Below are 20,296 nucleotides of genomic sequence, written 5' to 3' on the forward strand. Positions count from 1 at the left end.
ACTATCCCAAAATTGTTAGATTTCCACCCGGTCCTAATTGTGGGCAATTGATATTTTACATGAAGTTAAACTAGATAATGGAATATACTTCTATATATTTCTATATCCCTTCCTACCCTTACAATAAGATTTTTTTGTCTATCTAAATTTTCTAAGAGTTAGTGTAATCGACAAAACCAGAAGAATCTTTTAAATACTAAAAGCTTTTTTCACGAAATTTAATAAAAGGATCCATTTAAAATATGGACCCTTTTACTAGTTAATTAAATTTCATGAAGAATTCCCTATACAATAAGTTAATGTTCATGGAATCATTCTATTATTTTCAGCAGCCAATGCATAAGAGCGATAAAGACTTTCGTTCATATCTTTTGAAGCCCCTTGAATTAATTTCATCTCTTCATCTGATAATTCTTTCATTGACTGAACTTTACTTTTTTCAGCACACTTATCTCCTTTATGATGTGAACGAGAAAATAGTTTTCTTTTCATTTTAGCTAAACCTCCTATATTAATTGCTTTTTAATAATTGACTAAATGTTAATCGTTGGTCCGTTTTGAGAACACCTTTAGGGTAGATTTTTGCTGCTAATAGAGAGAATAACGCAATACTTACTAACATAGATCCAATAGATAGCGCGATTTCTAACGGTGTTGCTGCTTCATTAATAATTCTAACCATTATGCTAATAGGAGCTGTAAAAGGAATGTACGACGTTACCTTGGATATCATTCCATCTGGGTAATCAATTACAAACATCATTTCTACGACTAAACTTGCCATCAACACAATTGTGATAGGAATGGTACTACTCGATAACTCCTCTGTTCTACTAACCATTGATCCAATGACTGCAAATAATGCTGCATAGATAAAATATCCAAGGATAAAGAATAGTAAGAAATAGATTGTATAGGAAACTGATAGCATATTAATAAGTGTATCTGCGATCGTTCCCTCCTCAATCTTAAATACCTCCACCTTCGAAAAGATGACAATACTGGCAAAAAATACAAAGAGTTGAGTTAAACTTGCTAAGCCAATCCCTATAATTTTTCCAAACATCATTGGAACAGGTGATATTTTTGTGATCATGACTTCCATAACTCTTGAAGCTTTCTCTGCAGCAATCGCTGTAGCAACTGAATTACCATAGGTTGTGATGGCTAAAAACATAATGCCAATCAACAAATAGATAATAAGAAAGGAATTAGAATCAGTGTCACGAAGATTTTGCATCATTGGCTCTATTTGAACGGTAAGTAAGTTTGCTACGTTTTGATCTAAGTTTTCCTCACCAATTACATTTTGAAGGTAGACATTTTGAACAAGTACTTTTGTATTTTGAACAAGTAAAGAATCTATCTTTTCCATGTAATAATCTAAATGTATTGTTGGAGATCCTTCCTGCTCTTTTAATACAAATAGCCCATCTAATTCCTGATTAATGATTTGCTCTTTATAAGTTTCAATTTTTGAAGTTTCTCCTAATTCAAAATCACCCTCTGTTTTTAGTAAATCAAGTTGTTGTTGTGTAATCTCAATAGTAGGATCTTCAGAAATGAACAGGTAATGACCCGTTTCTTTCTCATTATTAAACTTATCCATAATACTTGGAAAGGCTAAAATAAAGGCTCCTAATACGACAAGAATCATCGTCATCCATACATATGAATTTGTTCGAATAGATTGTGTATAGGTCTGTTGTAGGACAATCCAAAAGCTTCTCATAATTTACGCCCCCGTTTTCTCAATGAAAATTTGGTGCAAACTCGGCTCCCTTAGATACACACTTCGTAGACCATAAGATTTCTCTACTTCTTGAATTAAATCTAAAGGCGTTTGATCATTTTTAAGTTTAATGGAGAACGTCTTATTTTGCTTTTCGAATGAAATTCCTCTTTCCTTTAATACTGTTTCAAGATTCTCATCAGATTGTATATCTAAATAGCGATAGCCATAACTCTTCTTGATTTCAGACAATGAACCTGACAAAACCTTAATACCATTTTTCATCATGCAAATTTGCTCACAAAATGTTTCAACACTGTCCATTTGATGACTACAAAATATAATCGTTTTACGCTTCTTTATGAGGTCTTTTACAACATCTTTTAACATTTCTGCATTTACAGGATCTAACCCACTAAACGGTTCATCAAGAATAATAAAGTCTGGATCATGAAGTAAGCAGCTGATTAATTGAATCTTTTGCTGATTACCTTTTGACAACTCTTCTGTTTTCTTTTTAATTGTTGTGGTCATATCAAGTCTCTCTATCCAGTTTAAGGCTTGCTGTTTGGCAATTTTTGTAGGAACACCTTCTAATCTAGCTAAATAGATTAACTGTTCCAAGACATTCATTTTGGGATATAATCCTCTTTCTTCTGGAAGGTAGCCGATTGTTAACTCTTTCTTGGAGAAAGGACGGCCTTGCCAAAGAATGGATCCACTATCCGGTTTAATAATATCTAAGATCATTCTAATTGTAGTTGTCTTTCCTGCTCCATTCCTTCCAAGCATACCCAAGATATGCCCTTCCTCTAGCTTAATATTTAAGTTATTAACAGCATGATATTGGCCAAATGATTTATTTAATTGTTGAATTTCGAAAGTCATACCGTACACCCTTTCCTAGTTTTTAATCACATAGATGACAATGATTCCAAGTATAATCCCTGCAGCCGCCATTAAAATGTTTTTAAATTTCATCCTGTCTCCTCCTAACGTTTATTTAGATAATCAAGTGAGTTTTTAGCATTTACAATTCCTCTTCCTAACTCTTTTCTTGTACCGTCACCATCAGATGCTCCACGGTATAATAAGCTCTTCGTCACAGCTGGTAATGGCTTTCTACCATATTTCTCTTGATATTCTGCTATGATTAACGCAGCTGTTGCGGAAACCTTTGGTGCAGCTAAACTTGTGCCTATCATAAATTCATACCCTTGTTCAAATCCTAGTAATTTACTTAAATCTGATTGAGGACTAGTTGTAGGATAGGTGGTCAGAGTCATATACTCTAAATCCACTTGTTGTTTTTCTAAATATTTGGGTCCGTAATCGCCAGCTGGCGCTGCAATATCAACATTAGATCCATAGTTAGAATAGTAAGCTAACTGGTCATCGAGAGTTGTGGCGGAAACAGTGACTACATTGGCTAAACCACCTGGCATATGAACCTGAAGATCATTTGTTAACCCCATTTGCTCAGCAAGCTTAAAAGGGTTGGACATGTCATATCCATTAGTTCCTGATGAAGCAACTAATAAACTGCCTTTTCTATTTGCATATGAAATTGCTCGTTTATAGGATAAATAAATTGCTCTATCCTCTTTACTTTTTAGTGACTTATACGTTCCTAAACTTAAATTAATAACATCCATATCATCATCAGCTGCTTGGATGATCGCTTCTATAATCAAACTAGAGTCTGCTGAATATCCCTCAAAGACCTTATATGGGACAATTCCGATTTTTGGTGAAATCCCTTTAATTTTCCCATTAGCTGCTACGGTTCCAGCAACCATCGTTCCATGACCAATTTCGTCTACCGTAGCAGAAACTCCTGGAACAAATGATTTCCCTGAATCTAAAATGTTAGCTCTAAGATCCGGATGATTACTATCAATTCCACTATCAACGATCGCAATTCTCACTGTATGATTACCTTCTTGGAGCTCATAACTATCCCCATTAGATGTAACCTTATTAATGTCCCATCTCCAAGGGTCATAAATGTTCTCTTCCTCTTCCTGAACTTCCTGAAGTGTTTGTTGAGAAGCAGCGTTAAATGTTTTTTGTTTCTTAATTTGAGTAACTGCGGCTGCATTTAGTAACTGAAACTCCTCTATTGTTACTTCTTTCTCTTCACTAACTTCTTCAATATACGTTTCGTAGTTCTTGCTTAAATAGTCTTTCGCTTCCTTTACTTCATCCGTATTGCTACTGGAAATAGTGATTGTTCCGATTTCTTCTATATCATTTATATTTAAATCTAGGAATTTTCCCTCTAGATCACGAACAATATTTTGAGTAGCTGTATTCTCCTTCAAGACAAAAACATAGGAGTCTTTCTCTAAATCTTTTACCACATCAGTTGCAAATACTGTCCTTGCACTTGTAAAAGTGAAAATTAGTATGACACAAAGACTAAATAGTTTTCTAAAAGAACCTTTAAATTTACAATGCAACCTTTTCATACTCCTTCTCCTTTAATTGTTGTGTTTTTGATAATTTATAATAGTATCCCTTTTTATCTAACAGCTCATCGTGAGTACCTGTCTCAACAATCTCTCCCTGATGCATAACGATAATGCGGTCGGCATTTTTCACTGTACTAAGACGATGAGCAATAATGATTTGAGTACAAGATAATGTTGATAGATGTTCATCTATAATTTTCTCAGACAGTGTATCTAGTGCACTTGTTGCTTCATCTAGTACCAAAATTGACGGTTTAGAAGCTAAAGCCCTAGCTAATATCAATCTCTGTCGCTGTCCTCCTGAGAAATTAACCCCAAATTCTGATACTGTAGTGTTGTAATTAAGAGGTAAAGTCATGATTTCATCATGAATATTAGCCTGATAAGCAGCTTTTAATATATCTTCAGGAGAGATGTCTTTCCTTTCAGAAGCTATATTTTCACCAATTGTTTTATTAAACAACCTGGCCTCTTGGAAGACAACACCGATAGCTTTTCTTAAGAATTTCAGATTGTATTTACTACTCTCCATCTCATCAAATAAAATGGTTCCTTTATTAGGTGTGTATAATCCAAGTAAAAGTTTAACAAGAGTACTCTTTCCGGATCCTGAAGATCCTACAATAGCCAATCTTTCACCAGGGTTAACTTCAAATGAAATGTCTTTGACTGAATATTCACTGAAGTAATTATGCTTATAAGAAACGTTTTTAAATTCAACTTTTCCTTGTATTGGTGTACTGAATACAGATTGCCCAGTACCCCTTTCTGATTTTGCATGCATAACATCATAGATCCTTTGGATGTATGAGCCAAGGTAGACCAGTTCTCCATATCCATTACCAATGGATATAATCGGAGTAATAAAAGAGAGTGCTAATGCATTAAAACCTAAAACAGTCCCTAAAGTCATATCACCAGAGAGAAGTGGTTTTCCACTCAACCATAGTAAATAAATAGGCAAGATAAACTGTATTGATGATGCAACTGTATTAATCAGTGAGGTCCACACTGATCTTCTTTCAGCGTGAAAAAGTTGTCGGTTAAACTTATCAAACCAGTCATTATATACTTGGTTTTCTAAACCCATAACTTTTACGTCACTAATTCCATTAATGCTTTCCGACAAAACTCTTTGTACTTGTGACTGAGAAGATACTTCTTTATCTGCCAATTTCCTTGAAACAGAGGTGCTAAGAACTAGAAGAGCAAAAACACAAAGCCCAATCATAAATACGATCCCTGTCAACTCTAATGAGTATTGAGCCATCACAATTAAATAGGTGAGGAGCAATATCCCATCAATCAAAAAGGTTATCGCTTTTGTTGATAATATTTGTCTAATATAAACATTTGAATTGGCTCTGAAGAGAAGTTCACCAGTCGACCGATTTTCAAAAAAGTTATACGAAAGATTCAATAGTTTTTCTATGAACTGAGTCATCAGTGACCGGTCTATAGCTGTCTGCAACTTTGCAATAAAGAATCCTCTGAGACCTGAAAATATAAGGTAGCTAACCAATAAGATTAAAATGCTATACCCTATAGTAGAAAGATAGCTTGAATCTTTTGGAACAATCACTTTATCAGTCATCCAACTTGTTAACCAAGGAATAACCAGAGCAAATCCCTGTATCAGCAATGATGTTAAGACAATGAAAGCAATTAAAGGTTTCTTTCCCAAAACAAAAGATAGAAAAAATCTTGTATGGGAGATTCCCTTCTTTTTCTCAAAGGATTCAGTTGGAGACATTACTAATGCAAATCCCGAATACTTTGTGTTTAATTCATCAATTGATACCTTGGTTCTTCCGTTAGCTGGATCAACGATGACAGCTGACCTTTTTCTGATTTTTTCTAGAACAACATAATGCTTATTTTCCCAGTGAATAATTGCTGGTAATATAACCTCTCTTAAATCTGGAGCGTTTACTCTATATCCTTTAACATCAAGGTTGTAACTTTCCCCAATCTTCATAATCTGAAAAAGGGAAGTTCCACCTTTTGGGACACCGTACTTCTCTCTTAATTCGGAAAGAGGTACTTTATTCCCATAAAATGACAGAACCATACACAATGAGGCCAAACCACATTCACTATGTTCCATTTGTTCAATAAAAGGAACTCTCTTCATAATCACCTCTCCTTGCTTTTTTCGAGTTATTAACTAATTACTTGATTTTCTCCATAATTAATTTGAAAGGCTATGAGTCCCAATGTATAGGCAGCAATTCCAATCTGTACTCTTGAGGTAATATTTAGCTTTCTTTTTATAGAGAAGATGATCTCCCCTACCCTACGTCTACTAATAAAGAGTCTCTTTGAAATCTCAACATCTTTTAAGCCCTCTGCTACCAATTTAGCAACTTCTAATTCTCGATCACTTAGTAAGCCTTCCATCCATCTCTCCTCCTTTAGTGTTATTTTCTTGCTTACTAACATCTTAGCTTGATTGGAGGAGGTATTAACCGCCATCCCCACAGGGAAAACCGCAATTTAATACAGTATTCATTTCGTAATCAACACAAAAAGAGGCTGGGACAAAACAAAGAGCCAGGCACCCTCCGATACAATCTATTGTGTGCACTAGATAAATCAGTGCGTACATATAGTCGTTATGATAAGGTGCCAGGCACTTCTGTCCCAGCCTCTATAAAAATTTGTAAATTTTATATAAAAATCCAAAAAATACCTAAAATTAGCATGAATAATAGTTTATTATTAGTTTATAGGAATTATGTAACAACAAGGGAGTGGGTAGTTTGAAACGTTTATTAGAAATGGACTCGCACCAAAAGATCATTGATTGTGCATCTGGGTTAATTAAATCTTCCTTTATTCAAGAAGAATTAAGACTTTGGGCACTGGGCTACATCAATTTCAAACTTAGTGATTCTACTAATTTCTCTAAAATAACTGGCATTCATTATGATATCTTTCGTGGTGAATCCAATGAGGAGGAAAAAATTAGTATTCTAACAATTGCTGAATTAATATTGCTAGCATCTGACATTATGGACGATTTACAAGATGATGATGCTGGAGAAAACCCATGGGCTGATGTCTCTTTAGGACAAAATTTAAACATTGTCGTGGGAATATTGATTATTTGCCTAAAACACATCGACGATATTGATACCTCTCCTATAGTGAAAGATTGGCTTAGAGAGACAATTCATAGAAATACACTTCAATCAATAAATGGTCAGTATATCGATTTATCCAACAATATTACTTTAGAATCTGAATATATTTCCATGGTGTCATTAAAGTCAGGCTCTTTAATTAAAGTGGCTTGTCTTCTAGGGGCAGGTCGTATAGATGATGAGACACTTCAAAAAATCGAAACTTATTCAAACCATTTAGGTATCATTGCACAAATTAGGAATGACGTACATGATTTAGTAAAAGGATCTTTCAAAAGTGACATTATGTTCAAGAAAAAAACTCTACCTATCTTATATTATTTAAACCGGAATAATCCTAAGTTTCTCCCTATTCAAGATTACTATTTAGGTGATCAACTTTACTCCGACATGACCTATAAGGAGACCACTATCTTTCATGAAACCCTTATTTATGGTGGAGGTGTAGAATATTGTAAAGTTCTTGAACAACTTTATATTCATAAATTCAAAGAGTGTATAAATAATCTAGACTTGAGTAGTTTTCATAAAGATTTACTTATTAACATGAAAATATAGGTAGATTAGCTTGGTTTCCATGTATCAGACATTGGGATTATTTCACTAGCATTTAACGTAAGAGTATGAAAGATAACATCTAGTTCAGCTTGAGAAAATCCACTAAGCATACTAGAATCTGCTGGGTTCCATTCCTGAATATTTGGATTTGATAAAATCATTTCAACTAGTTCCATTAACATATTAATCTCACCCTTCATCTTTGATACTATTATCTTATTACAAAATATAGAAGTATTATCCACAAAGAGATTTGTAATTACCGCAAACTTATCTCTATTTAAGGAGGGAATATACGGAACCATGCCTCAAAAGAAAAGACTCTTTCTAGCCATTTCAGTTCTAATAGTATACTTAACACTACACGCATATTTGTTAACAGCCATGAGCAAACCATACAGTGGCATAACCTTATCTTCTGATCAACAAGAAAACTATATAATTGAGAAGATAGCAAAAGATGGCTGGGCTAACACTACAGATATTTCACTCGGAGATATAGTAGTTGAGGTAGAAGGAGAAAGTAAGTTCAGCCAACAATCTGTTATACATGCTAAAGAAATAACCTTACAAAATGACGAGACAGTTTCTTCCTACACAGCACCTAACATCAACATGTCCCGAGTACTACAAGATATTTATATCCCTGGTATTTTTTCAATAGTAACCATTATCTTATGTGTTTTTATTTATCAAAAACACAGTAAAACGGCCAATTATTTAATGGGATTTTTAATGGGTGCTTCTCTAAGTTTCTTTACCTCTACTGAATCAGGTCGTGGGGAACTTGTTGCTACTTTAGTACTCACTTTCTCATTTCAATTAGGGGCATTATTTTTCACTTATTTCCTACATTCGTTATTTTTTGAGAAGGGAATCATTCATGAGAAAAAATCTGGTCTACTATTAACGAATACAGTAATTTGCATCTTCATCATTTTCATTAACTTACTAGACCTTGTTGTTCCTAATATTCCAGTATTTCTTACTTCAAACTTAATGCTAATCTACTTTAGTGTGAATATCCTTTTTTGTATTGGATTCTTAATTTATGAGTACATGAAAAATCGCCATTCTTTAAATGAACCTTTTCTTAAATGGATGTTAGTTATACAAGTCGTTGCATTTTTTCCCTTTATCTTTTTACATGCATTACCTTGGATGTTAGATTTACCTTTCATAGCCGATGAAATTGCGGCATTATGTCTTTTTGCTATACCTATAGGATATTCCTATTTAGTTATTACAAAACAACTTCTTGATATTAACTTTATCTTAAACCGTATCCGATATTATTCCATTCTTTCATTATTACCTACTATTATTATTTCTTTAGTATTAATCGGAATGGTTAATCATGAAGCAAGTCCAATTAATCAATTCATTGAGATTTTCTTATTAATATTCGTTTTAAATGTTCTCTTTCTAATTATTAAGGAGAGGATTGATTTTTCGTTTAGAAACCAACTTTTTAAAGATAAGACTAACCTGACTCAAAGTATAGATCAGTTCACAGAAAAACTATCGATGATTATGAACGAAAACGAATTACAAAGCGCACTTATTAATGAGGTCGTTGCTATTCTAAGTCCTTCAGTCATTTCTTTAATTGATTATGACGATAGTACAGCGACATTTACATCAAATGTTGTTTATGGAGAAAGCAATCAATTTATCCTCCACAAACAACAAAAATGGATGATGCAAACTGATACAGAAAGTAGTTTATTAATACATAAAAGTGCAATTGGGATTAAAATTTTCAAGAAAAATAATAAAACAACTTATCTCTGGATCGGTCCTAAAAAAAATAAAACGAATTTTAATATCAATGAAAAGTCATGGACTATTACAATCGTAAAGTATGTTCGCTTAGTGCATGAGAATATCCATACAATAACAAATCTTATTAATTCCCTAGCTAAACAAGACATTAATGAACACCCAACTTCTGTCTCACTCTCTCGCTTTTTATTTCAGTTAGCAGAAAGAGAACGAAGACGTCTAGCCTCTGACCTTCATGACTCTGCCCTACAAGATCAAATCGTTTGGTACCGAAAATTAGAAACTCTCATTAATGAGGACCATACATTACCGAGTGATACTAAAGATCAATTAATAAAAATTAAGATCGGAATGGTAGATGTTATTAAACAGATACGTGATACTTGCAATGAATTAAGACCTAACCTTTTATTAGAAGCTGGGCTGATTAAGTCATTAAAAGAACTCTTTTCACAAGTACAGATGAGAGTGAAATATAACCTTGATTATGATTTTGATCATATATCAGATTCATTTGAGGATTATAATAAAACTCTTTCAATCTACCGTATTTTTCAAGAGTTATTAAACAATGCAGATAAACATTCAGAAGCCACATATGTAGCCATCAGTATGTGGGAAGAAGATGAGACGATCTATATCGATTACCGTGACAACGGAATAGGTTTTGACCTAAATAGGTTAAAGCAGAAAAAAAATCATATGGGTCTATCTGGAGTAAAAGAACGGATATTTAGTTTAAATGGGAAAGTGGACTTTCTATCTGAAAAAGGAAAAGGGCTTCAAGTTCATATTACATTACCGAGGTGATAAATTTGGTGCGAATATTGATTGTCGACGATCATCAACTTGTTGGTGAAGGTACAAAGAATATGATTGAACAAGAGACTGGTTTTCATGTCACTTATTCGATGGACATAGAGGAAGTAATCGCTAAGAGTAAAGAAGAACCTTTTGACGTATATTTACTGGATATGAATATGCCAAATTGTTCAGGTCTTGAACTCGCTCAGCGAATTTTTAAGTTTCATAAAGAAGCCAAGATTATTCTCTATACAGGTTTTGAATATAAATCACAATTTAATTTACTGATTGATTCTGGTATCTCGGGGATTATAAGCAAATCGGCTTCCCAACAAGAGCTGCTTATGTCTGTTCATGCTGTATTAAGTGGATACACTCTCATTCCAATCTCTCTGTTACAGCAACTAAGGCTTTCAGAAATAACTGTTCAAACGACCAACACTAATTCCTTTTCAAATCAACAAACTAATATTTCCGTTACCCAAAAAGAATTAGAAATATTAGAGGGAATTTCAAAAGGGAAAAGCAATAAAGATATCTCAGAAGAGCTATTTATGAGCATTAGAGCAGTAGAATATAATCTCACTAAAATTTATAAGAAGTTTAAAGTCAATTCACGTTCAGAGGCCCTGGCTGAAGCTGTTCGTAAGGGAATTATTAATGTGAATCTATAAAAGGAGGATGTTAACATCCTCCTTTACTTTTAATATGCATTTTCTAAAGTTAACACCGATGGAATTTCCTTTGGATTTCTCAATCTTAAAAGTTGAAATCCGATCCCAGAAATTCCTGTAAACAATCCAAGAGATTCAATGTTTGCTGGACTATCTACATGGTATTGACTTGAGCTTTTAATATCATCAAGGGCTTGTTTTGCAATATTTCTCGCTTTCCATAGTAATTGATCATCCTCATAATGTAAGGCACCTAGTAAGTATAATTCGGAATCTCCCATATTACCGTGAGATAGATTATTATTGTTTTTAAAACCAAAGTTTTCTATATTATCCATAGCTATTTGAACTTCAGAATCTAGAGATTGATCTTGAACATATTGCTTTATCATTAATCGACTAATTCCAATTCCAGTAGAGCCATGCGTCCATTGATGCGGAAATTGAGGTTTATCATTACGTAAATCTAGCCAAGCTCTTTTATCTGCATTATACAATGAGCGATCATACTCAATCGCTAGTTTCGCAAGCGTGATATAATTCTGATTCCCACTTACTGTCCCTGCTCTTACCAAAGCAGTCGCAATACCACTTGTCCCATGGGATAATCCTCCCAAATAAGTCTGAGTATGTCTATTTTTCCACGCCGTCCCAGAACGTAGATGGTTCGCGTTCTTAATAAGATGATCTCCATAAGCCTTTATGATGTCTAAATACTCTGGTTCACTAGTGTATTCATATAGATTGCTTAAAAGGTGGAGGATGCCTGCTGAACCACTTAATAAATCAAATTCTTTATCATCCTCAATCCTTTGTTTTAACGTTTTTTTCACCTTATTAATATAGTTCATGTACTCTTCCTTAGGGCTTAACTTTTGAAAATGGAGAAGTGCATATAAAACTGAAATTTCCCCAAAGAAGGTCGAGACTAGTCCCTTAGATGAAGCAGCAAATGGATTTATAGCTGACTGTATTGCTGCATGGGCTGTATCCAAATACCTTATATTGTTTGTTTCTTTATACAGATATAATAAGAATAAAGCTACTCCACTAAGCCCATCATATAAGCTCTGCTTCATTGGAGCAACAAACCAATGATTATTAATAATATTCACATTTAACCATGATGTATTTTTGTAGTCACTTGAAAAGGTAGCTCTTTTCAACAAGTGTTCTCCAATTTTTATTGCTTCTTCTAGAAACTGCTCTTGATAATCAAAGGGATTAGTCGAAACATTTAGCACGTCTTTTCGTGTAATTTTAATATTGGCAGACCTATTTCCTTCAATAGATAATATCAACCAGTTAACTTGATCTTCTAACTCTTGAATAGATAGATTCTTAATCTTTTCCGTTACCTTTTCATATCCACTTTTTTGAAAGAAATGATCTATTTTCACGCCTTTACTATCATATAAATCACATGAATCTACAAAACTTGTAAAATAAGGGATATCTCTTTGGAGTAAATCATTAATTTCATGTTTAACAATTCTCTTATCTAGGTAAGGATAATACCACATTCTTTCAAATAATTTTTCTAAATAAATGGAATCACGCATGTAATCTGGATGCGTAGACTCTTGTAAAAAATGAGCATATTGCTGCGTGGCACGAGCAATAATACGGATCTTTATATTTTTAAATGGTGAAAGTGGGCCATCTTCACTTAAAATACTCTCCTTATTATCAAAGAAAAATTGTAAAATAGTCCTGAACCCCTTAACAATTTCATCAAGATATTCTTCAGCTTTAACAGGTTTGCCATTTAAAGAAGGTAAATTTGAAGATCCTTGGCTTTTAGCTTCTTTTAAAGAATACTCCATATTATCAGTATTAATTTGGTCCAGCCCTAACACTTTAAACGGTAGAGCCTGTTCCTTCCCATTTAAGGCACTAAAGTCTAGCCCTTGACCATCTGTATTTTGAAATAAAGATTGAGGAAGAAGACCTGTACCAATTACCGATTCACTTTGCTTATATTTAAGCAATATCTCTGAACTATCTGGGAAATCAAGTTTTGGATATTGATGGAAAATCGTTTCAAAATCTATTACATAAGGAAATTCCCCTCCAGCAATAACGTTCTCAAAATGCATATCTGCACCATTTAAAAGATACATTAATCCTGCTAGGCTACCAAAGCGAAAATAATACCGTTTCACTTCGTCTTCAGAATAACAACTGTATGGAACAACCTTCTCTTCCCAACCGTAATTCCCACAATCAACTATTCTATAGGTAGGTAAAGATATAAAGGTACTTCTTTCTGAAATCCATTTAACAAATTGATTATAGGCCGTTGCAATTTCTAGAGGCTTTGGTTTATAGACAATTTCTTTACCATTCTCAAAAATAAGCTTGGCCACAGTTTTCCCTCTCTGGTGAGTGTCACCTAGCCCACAACTAATCTCGACTAATGTTTCATTTCCGATATGAAACTCTGAATTTATTTTTTGCCAATCTCTATCTAACCGTAAAAGTAACTCTTGAATATTTACAATAAAATAGTCTGTTCTTGTAATTAAGTATCTTGTTAAAGTAGCATATTCCTTATAAAACAGAAACAAACTTTCAAGATTTCTTGCTTTTTGTGTAACAAAGGATTTAAACCTCTCTTCCGGAGTATCACCAACTAACTCTTCGCGAATTTTTGAAACATGTAGTTCTAAAATAATAGAACGAGAAGCTATGTTTAATAATTCCTCAGCTAATGATAAAAGAAGCTTTTGTTTTACTGTCTCTAAATTGTAGGGAACAGTCTTTAAACGATGATTCAGAGATTCAGTTAAGGTTTCTGAAGCATAAATTATAAAAGGATAAACAAATTCAACTAACTGAAATTCATCTTCATTCAAGTCTTTATATTTGAGTAGCTCTAACCCCACTTCAAGTAAACTTAGATTTACATTATTAGATAAAGGTTGACTATATAAGTAGGCTTTTTCTTCATCAATTGTAGTAATTAATGCCTCAAATACCTCTTCACTATAATTATCTTGTTCTAATCTATGTTTAAAGTTCTTACTTTCTTTGTACAAATCTCTTTTCCATTTATCAACCCTTTGAAGGTCTTCACTAAAAGTTAGATTATCACTATTTTGTTTTAAAACCTGATACCTTTCTGACAAAAACAAGGAATGCACAAAATTCTCTGGTTTTACAGTTTCATTATTTAACATTATATCTCCCCTTTTCTTAAAATTATTGTTAATTACTCAATCTCCTTTTCTCTTAAACAATTAACAATAGTTTTAATAAAAAGGAGGCAGATCATATGACTGCCTCTTTTTATTAAGAGTGTATTAGCAAATTTTGATAGAAGTTGTAAGGCCGATAATAACACCGACACATAATGGAGTTGTTTCTGGCTGTACATCAGATGCACCTTGGATTGCTGCTAATTCTTCTTCACTTAATTCATTTAAAGCCTTTCCTGATGGGTGAGTAATTCCTTCAAATTTAGCTCTTACATCTTGATTCTTTAAAGCCTCAATAATTTCCTCACTAGTTACTTTTACTTCTTTTGACATTTCAATCATCCTTCCTCTTTTTTAATTTTTTGTTTTTTGTTTTTCTTGATGTTGTCTTGCTATGTCTATAATTTATCTTAATCTCTTAATCTTGTGCACTTCGCAAAATAGCATAATTTTACAGTTTTGAAAAAATCTTTATACAGAGTGATTAGTCTTTTTCCTTTCAATGACCTTAGAGATCGGAACTGCCTGGATTTAATAGTTAGAAGTCTTCTAATTATTTATCCAAAAGGGCTAAATCATTAAGATACTTTTACTACACAAAAATGCCCTATAGGGATATCTGATGGTATTACACCGAAAGGAGGAATTAAGGTCATGCAAGCAAAAACTTTTGAGTGGACTAAATCAAACTCGAAATCATATCATTCAACAAACAATGATTCTTACCAAGAGGTGTTAGATGTAAATAATTTCTTCTTTGAAGATGATGAATCAGGTTCTCAAGGCAGTAATTAAGTAAATGAAACTGAACAAATCTCTTCTGAAGCAATTATTATTAGAGATTCTTGTGAGATTGAAGTATCTTCAACTGATACACAAGTAGCTGTTTCCTTACAGGTTGCTATTCAAGCTGCTATCGTACTAGTTATTAACCTAACAATGCTGATAGCGACCAAGCAGAAAAGATCACTCAACAACTTCTGCAGGAAGCTGATATTAAGCAATTAAACGAACAAAACCTAGTTATTGAAAACTCCAGAAATGTAAATATTACAACTACTGATATAGATGTTGCAGTCTCTCTTCAAGCTCTATTACAAGTCCTTGTTGCTTTAGTTGCTGACATTGACCTTCTTTAAATATTAATATAAAAAATAGGCAGCCCTTAAATTACCCCCGAATAGTAGAGACAAAAGTTGACTATTCGGGGGGATTGACCTTTAAAAACTAAATAGATCAAGAACAGTGCTCTGATTGCTAAATTAAAAAAATCCTGCCGATATTCGCAGGATTTTTTAGTATTAAATGTCCTATCTACTAAGTTCAATTATTACTACAGAACTAATAAAGACAAAGCATCCGTGTGTATCATTTAAGAAAAAGCTTGATCAATTGCATCTTCTAGGTTTGCTATTACATTATTTGTATAACGTTTTGTTACATTAACATCTTTATGACCAACCAATTTCGCTATTGTATGAATATCAATACCTTTACCAACTTACTTCTGACAAAATGTATGGCGTATTTTGTGAGGATGAACATCATACTTCTGTAATATATACTGTACAGCCCTAGTAGTTATCCTTTTGTTAACACTTGAAACAATTAATGCTTCATTTGCTGTTTTAAGAGATTCTATATAATTACTTAGGTGTATACTAGCTTCCTTCGGTATTTCCCTTTCCGTTTCGGTCAAATTGAATTTCGCCATCGTCTGCGAAATTTCTTTCATAATCGCGTAGCGTCAAAAAGAAAAGGAGGTGAGAATTATGGCAATCTATCATTTTTCAACACAGGTTATTTCAAGAATAAAAGGACAATCGGCTGTCGCTTCGGCTGCTTATCGTTCGGGTGAACGTTTAACAGATGAACGTACCGGTGAGGAAAAATTAAAGTAAACGGTAATAGTCATCTAAGAAGAAAGTTTTGGCTAACATTGACTTGAGGGTGATTTTTTCGCCTTATTCTAGACAGAAAACCCAGTAGAAAAGGCTTAGCTTGTCAATTTTAAAGGCAAGACATTGTTGCTTTTTATTAAGTTTACTGTAGGTAGTGTGCATGTAACCAAGTCTCTAATTCTTCCTTTAGCTGTGGATGAATTGGGTACTTTTCTGCTGATTTGTATTGTTTCTTGATGGAGAGGACGGATTTATCTCCCGTAAATTCTTTTAGCATGTGATCCATGTTAGGAATGATTACTGTTTTTGCATTTGACTTTCCTAACTGATCAATACGAGTTAGATTTTCACAATGAGCCTGTACGTCCTTTTCACCTGTAATAGCCAAGATAGGTGCTTCCATTTTATTTAAGGCTTGAAGTATTTTTTCTGTTGTGTACGCGTAATGCTCTCTAAACCATTTAGCAGGAATTTTTTGCATGGAGATTCTCATCATATCTTTGTCATTTGTATACAGCTTTTTCTCAAACTTTGTGAATTGCTTTTTAAGCTTTTCTTCATTTAAAACAAGTCTTAAAAGTAAACCTTTTATACCTTTTAAATGTTTTATTTCCTCTAGTATTTGTAGATTCTGATAGTACTGCGATTCTTTTATGTTGGCTGCTGCCCCTCCAAGTAGGATAAGCCCTCCTAGTTGTTCAGTTTCACTCACCTTTGTTGCGAGTATGCATCCCTCTGAATGACCAAGTAAGATAATCTGATTTTCATCCACTAAAGGATGTTTTTTCAAAAAACGCACCATACAGCTGACATCTGAGACTAAGTCGTGCATCCCACCTTTAGTTGGATCTCCTTCACTTTCACCCACAGATCGTTTGTCATAACGTAAGCTAATAAATCCTAAATCCGTTACGAAATGAGCAATCTCTTTATAAAGGTTCGACTCAATTTTCGGCTTTTTCATATTGCCATCTCGATCAGAACCTCCTGACCCATTAATCATAATAATTGCAGGAAACTTCTGTTGATCCTTATTTGGGATGGCCAATGTTCCTTTAAGTGTTATTCCGTTATGTACTGAAAAAACTTCTTCTATCCATGTATTCAATTTTACCAGCTCCTATTATTATCATTATTGATAATAATATCATTTTTTCACAAAACATCTACTGTATTCTCATGAATTTTTCCGACAAAAAAAGCCCCTCTTGTCAATGAGTGGCTAGTAGCTACGACTTAATCTTCATCCTTCACATCTGGATCTTCAGGAATCGGTTCCTTTAAGTAGTCGTTGATCCATTCTTTATACTTTTCTAGTTGTTCAAAATGTGTCGTGAATTGATCTTTATTCACTAAGTACTGTTCTCCATCAAAGAGGGCTCTAATCTTTTTTTCTAAAATTAGCGCTCTTACTTGTTCTTCTGGTATAGATAAATATTCTGCTGTTTCAGCTACTGTTAAGTACATCATGTCACCTGTTCTTCAAATTTTTAGATATGGCTTGTTGCTTCCCTAAAAAGTTTTCTCTCTGTAGGGGGCTCCTCTTTTCTTCCTGACCTTGGTAGTACATGTGAATGCTGACTATTTTCTTTAACCTTCGAGGCTATTTAGTGTACTAATCATCTTAACTCATTCACTCGGCCTACACTCCATCTATCCTTATTATGCAGTTCTAGGAGAAGAAAAACAATGATACAGCAAAAGAGACTGACTCAAACCGAGTACAGTCTCCACATCTGCTTTTTATGATTGAATTTCTCTTAAGAGTTCATATGCTGCTTCCTTCGTTCTTACCGCTAATAGTTGATTACGATAGTCGTCGTCCATTAATTTACGAGAAAGCATTTGAAGGATTTTTAGGTGTGCATCACCCTGTGCTGATTTTGGCACAGCAATCATAAAGATTAACTTCGCTTCTGAACCGTCCAAGCTTTTCCAGTCAACTCCGTCTTGTTTTATTCCAAAGAAGACGGTTGGCTTTACAACAGCATCAGATTTACCATGTGGAATTGCGATATTCATCCCAATCCCTGTTGAGCTTTGTTCTTCACGGTCTATAATGGCTTGTGTAAAATCTGACTTTGATGAAAGTCTACCAGATTTATAGAGTTTTTCGATCATATCTTCAATGATTTCATCTCTTGTGTTTCCTTTTAGTTGAACATCAATGAAGTCTGTGTGTGTAATCTCCGTTATATTTGTCACTTCACTCGATGGCTCTGAGCTTACAGATGGAGTGAGCTGTTCTTGCCCCTTTTTTATCTCGCTAGAAGCTTCCACATTTTTTTTCAAAAGATTTACTAATAATGCTGTGACAAAGGAACCTACTATAATAGCGATAAAGAACATGAGGACGTTGTCAACAGCACCAAGTACGGCAACAATAGGTCCTCCATGTGCCACTCTGTCTCCAACCTGGCCAATCATCGCGATGACAGCACCTGTCATCGAACCAACCATGATACTTGGAATGACACGTAGCGGATCTTGAGCAGCGAATGGTATCGCACCTTCTGTAATTCCGAATAATCCCATCGTGAAGGAAGCTTTTCCTGCTTCACGTTCAGCTGGCTGGAATTTCTTTCGACTTAAAAATGTGGCAATTCCCATACCGATTGGTGGGATACAGATCGCTGCGGCGATTGGACCCATAATTTCATAATTTCCTTCTCCAATCATGGCTGAACCGAATAAGAACGCTACCTTGTTCACTGGTCCACCCATATCAAATGAAATCATCGCACCAAGTATGAGTGCTAAAAGAATAGAACTAGTTCCTTGCATACTCGCTAACCATGCTGTTAACGATACAAAAACCTGTGCAACAGGTGCACCTAAAATGTAAATAAACACGAGCCCTACCAATAAAGAAGCAAGAACGGGAATAATGATAATAGGCATAATTGGTTGAACTGCTTTTGGTACCTTTATTTTTTTGATAGCAAGTGCAAGATAACCCGCTAAGAAACCTGCAATAATTCCTCCGATAAAGCCAGCTCCAGCTTCACTATCATAAAAGCTTCCATTTGCTGCGATGTATCCTCCTACCATACCGGGTGCTAAACCAGGTCGATCGGCAATACTGTAGGAAATAAAACCAGCTAAGATTGGAATCATAAATGTGAAGGAAGCTGCACCTAATCCCTCAATTTTCTTCCAAAATGAATCATCCGGTATTTTTAATCCCTGTTCCGTCGGTACACCACCTACTGTTAAAGCGATTGCAATTAGTAGACCACCAATCACGATGAACGGAATCATATAGGATACACCATTCATTAAATGACGATAAATTGGATTTTGCTTCGTTTCCTTTGCGCCTTCCTCACTTTGAGAGGTTGTTCCTTTGTACTCCTGTACTTCCCCATTTAGATGTTTTTTGATGAGTTCCTCAGGTTTTCTTATTCCTTCTTGAACTCCAACGACAAGTAGTTTTTTTCCTGAAAATCGATCTTTATTTACCGTTTTATCAGCAGCAATGATAATGCCATCTGCTTCCCTGATTTCTTTTGCCGTAAATTCATTTTCTACTCCTATTGATCCTTGCGTTTCTACCTTCATGGAAACGCCAAGCTTATCTGCTGCCTTCTGAAGATTTTCAGCAGCCATATACGTATGTGCAATGCCATTAGGACACGATGTAATCGCTAACAATTTCATTTTAATTCCTCCTTTAAGCAATGATTGAACCGCTTACATACATCATACCTCCTGTGTTCGAAGATTAATTTTTTATTTTTACCGTAGTTCCGGAAAATGTGGATTATATGGTTAAGCTGTACATATTCATACTAAATCGTGAAGGAATTGATAGAGTAAATGAAGATAGGGAATTAAGGTATCGATGAAGAGGAATTTTACGCTAATCTAATAGGTTTAGAGGCTATTTTAAGGTAAAGAAAAAAGAGGAGATTTATAAAGTAAGTAGTTCAGATAACGTGGAGAAAACTTAAAATCACTGACCCAAAAACATACGTTTCCGCAGCTTGAATAGCAAGTGAATTAACAATACAATTAACACA

19 protein-coding genes are annotated in these 20,296 nt (G+C 34.3%); 7 read left to right on the forward strand and 12 right to left on the reverse strand.

Annotation, left to right across the window (positions count from 1 at the left end; translation table 11 throughout):
• Positions 1–303 precede the first annotated feature (303 nt).
• The 6 genes from A9C19_RS17920 to A9C19_RS17945 all read right to left on the reverse strand — a co-directional run bounded on the left by A9C19_RS17920 (position 304) and on the right by A9C19_RS17945 (position 6,606).
• A complete protein-coding gene (locus A9C19_RS17920; RefSeq protein ID WP_072581199.1) occupies positions 304–492 on the reverse strand; it encodes a hypothetical protein in 189 nt (62 codons plus the stop codon).
• Positions 493–511: 19 nt separating this feature from the next.
• A complete protein-coding gene (locus A9C19_RS17925; protein WP_072581200.1) occupies positions 512–1,732 on the reverse strand; it encodes an ABC transporter permease in 1,221 nt (406 codons plus the stop codon).
• Positions 1,733–1,735: 3 nt separating this feature from the next.
• Positions 1,736–2,620: an ABC transporter ATP-binding protein gene (locus A9C19_RS17930; protein ID WP_072581201.1), complete on the reverse strand. Its 885-nt coding sequence runs from the start codon at positions 2,618–2,620 to the stop codon at positions 1,736–1,738.
• A gap of 104 nt (positions 2,621–2,724) precedes the next feature.
• The gene (locus A9C19_RS17935; RefSeq protein ID WP_072581202.1) at positions 2,725–4,203 is read right to left on the reverse strand and encodes a S8 family peptidase; all 1,479 of its coding nucleotides are present in this window, start codon (positions 4,201–4,203) and stop codon (positions 2,725–2,727) included.
• Positions 4,184–6,340 (reverse strand): peptidase domain-containing ABC transporter, encoded by a 2,157-nt coding sequence (locus A9C19_RS17940; RefSeq protein WP_072581203.1) that lies wholly within the window; start codon positions 6,338–6,340, stop codon positions 4,184–4,186. Before A9C19_RS17940 ends, A9C19_RS17935 begins: the two co-directional genes overlap by 20 nt.
• A 29-nt stretch (positions 6,341–6,369) precedes the next feature.
• Positions 6,370–6,606, reverse strand: coding sequence for a response regulator transcription factor (locus tag A9C19_RS17945; RefSeq protein WP_072581204.1), 237 nt, complete (start codon positions 6,604–6,606; stop codon positions 6,370–6,372).
• Positions 6,607–6,968: 362 nt separating this feature from the next.
• On the opposite strand from A9C19_RS17945, the gene A9C19_RS17950 reads away from it, so the two are divergent.
• Positions 6,969–7,910 (forward strand): polyprenyl synthetase family protein, encoded by a 942-nt coding sequence (locus A9C19_RS17950; RefSeq protein WP_083584433.1) that lies wholly within the window; start codon positions 6,969–6,971, stop codon positions 7,908–7,910.
• A gap of 5 nt (positions 7,911–7,915) precedes the next feature.
• Here A9C19_RS17950 and A9C19_RS21900 read toward each other — a convergent pair whose 3' ends face one another.
• Entirely contained in the window at positions 7,916–8,092 is a 177-nt protein-coding gene (locus tag A9C19_RS21900) for a hypothetical protein (RefSeq protein ID WP_158515114.1), read from the reverse strand.
• A gap of 121 nt (positions 8,093–8,213) precedes the next feature.
• Between A9C19_RS21900 and A9C19_RS17955 the strand changes: the two genes are divergently transcribed.
• Positions 8,214–10,505 carry an ATP-binding protein gene (locus tag A9C19_RS17955; RefSeq protein ID WP_072581205.1) on the forward strand — a complete coding sequence of 764 codons (2,292 nt, stop codon included), beginning with the start codon at positions 8,214–8,216 and terminating at the stop codon, positions 10,503–10,505.
• A gap of 5 nt (positions 10,506–10,510) precedes the next feature.
• Positions 10,511–11,173 (forward strand): response regulator, encoded by a 663-nt coding sequence (locus tag A9C19_RS17960; RefSeq protein WP_072581206.1) that lies wholly within the window; start codon positions 10,511–10,513, stop codon positions 11,171–11,173.
• A 29-nt stretch (positions 11,174–11,202) separates the two neighbouring features.
• On the opposite strand, the gene A9C19_RS17965 is transcribed toward A9C19_RS17960, so the two are convergent.
• Positions 11,203–14,355 carry a type 2 lanthipeptide synthetase LanM family protein gene (locus A9C19_RS17965; protein WP_072581207.1) on the reverse strand — a complete coding sequence of 1,051 codons (3,153 nt, stop codon included), beginning with the start codon at positions 14,353–14,355 and terminating at the stop codon, positions 11,203–11,205.
• Between the two features lie 123 nt (positions 14,356–14,478).
• Positions 14,479–14,706 (reverse strand): mersacidin family lantibiotic, encoded by a 228-nt coding sequence (locus A9C19_RS17970; RefSeq protein ID WP_072581944.1) that lies wholly within the window; start codon positions 14,704–14,706, stop codon positions 14,479–14,481.
• 321 nt (positions 14,707–15,027) lie between these two features.
• Between A9C19_RS17970 and A9C19_RS21905 the strand changes: the two genes are divergently transcribed.
• From A9C19_RS21905 to A9C19_RS22510, 4 genes are all read left to right on the forward strand, one after another.
• Complete coding sequence (locus A9C19_RS21905; RefSeq protein WP_158515115.1) at positions 15,028–15,168, forward strand: hypothetical protein; 141 nt, start codon at positions 15,028–15,030, stop codon at positions 15,166–15,168.
• A gap of 57 nt (positions 15,169–15,225) precedes the next feature.
• Entirely contained in the window at positions 15,226–15,381 is a 156-nt protein-coding gene (locus tag A9C19_RS22350; protein WP_233499300.1) for a spore coat protein, read from the forward strand.
• Positions 15,369–15,512, forward strand: coding sequence for a spore coat protein (locus A9C19_RS22355; protein ID WP_233499301.1), 144 nt, complete (start codon positions 15,369–15,371; stop codon positions 15,510–15,512). Before A9C19_RS22350 ends, A9C19_RS22355 begins: the two co-directional genes overlap by 13 nt.
• Before the next feature lie 633 nt (positions 15,513–16,145).
• Positions 16,146–16,274: a hypothetical protein gene (locus A9C19_RS22510; RefSeq protein ID WP_267888732.1), complete on the forward strand. Its 129-nt coding sequence runs from the start codon at positions 16,146–16,148 to the stop codon at positions 16,272–16,274.
• A gap of 142 nt (positions 16,275–16,416) precedes the next feature.
• On the opposite strand, the gene A9C19_RS17985 is transcribed toward A9C19_RS22510, so the two are convergent.
• The 3 genes from A9C19_RS17985 to A9C19_RS17995 form a co-directional block, all read right to left on the reverse strand.
• Complete coding sequence (locus A9C19_RS17985) at positions 16,417–17,382, reverse strand: alpha/beta hydrolase (protein WP_072581208.1); 966 nt, start codon at positions 17,380–17,382, stop codon at positions 16,417–16,419.
• Positions 17,383–17,510: 128 nt separating this feature from the next.
• Positions 17,511–17,741: an excisionase family DNA-binding protein gene (locus A9C19_RS17990; RefSeq protein ID WP_072581209.1), complete on the reverse strand. Its 231-nt coding sequence runs from the start codon at positions 17,739–17,741 to the stop codon at positions 17,511–17,513.
• 276 nt (positions 17,742–18,017) lie between these two features.
• Positions 18,018–19,934: a PTS fructose transporter subunit IIABC gene (locus A9C19_RS17995; RefSeq protein ID WP_072581210.1), complete on the reverse strand. Its 1,917-nt coding sequence runs from the start codon at positions 19,932–19,934 to the stop codon at positions 18,018–18,020.
• Between the last annotated feature and the right edge of the window lie 362 nt (positions 19,935–20,296).

This window comes from Bacillus weihaiensis, assembly GCF_001889165.1.
In the GTDB taxonomy this organism is placed as follows: domain Bacteria; phylum Bacillota; class Bacilli; order Bacillales; family Bacillaceae; genus Metabacillus; species Metabacillus weihaiensis.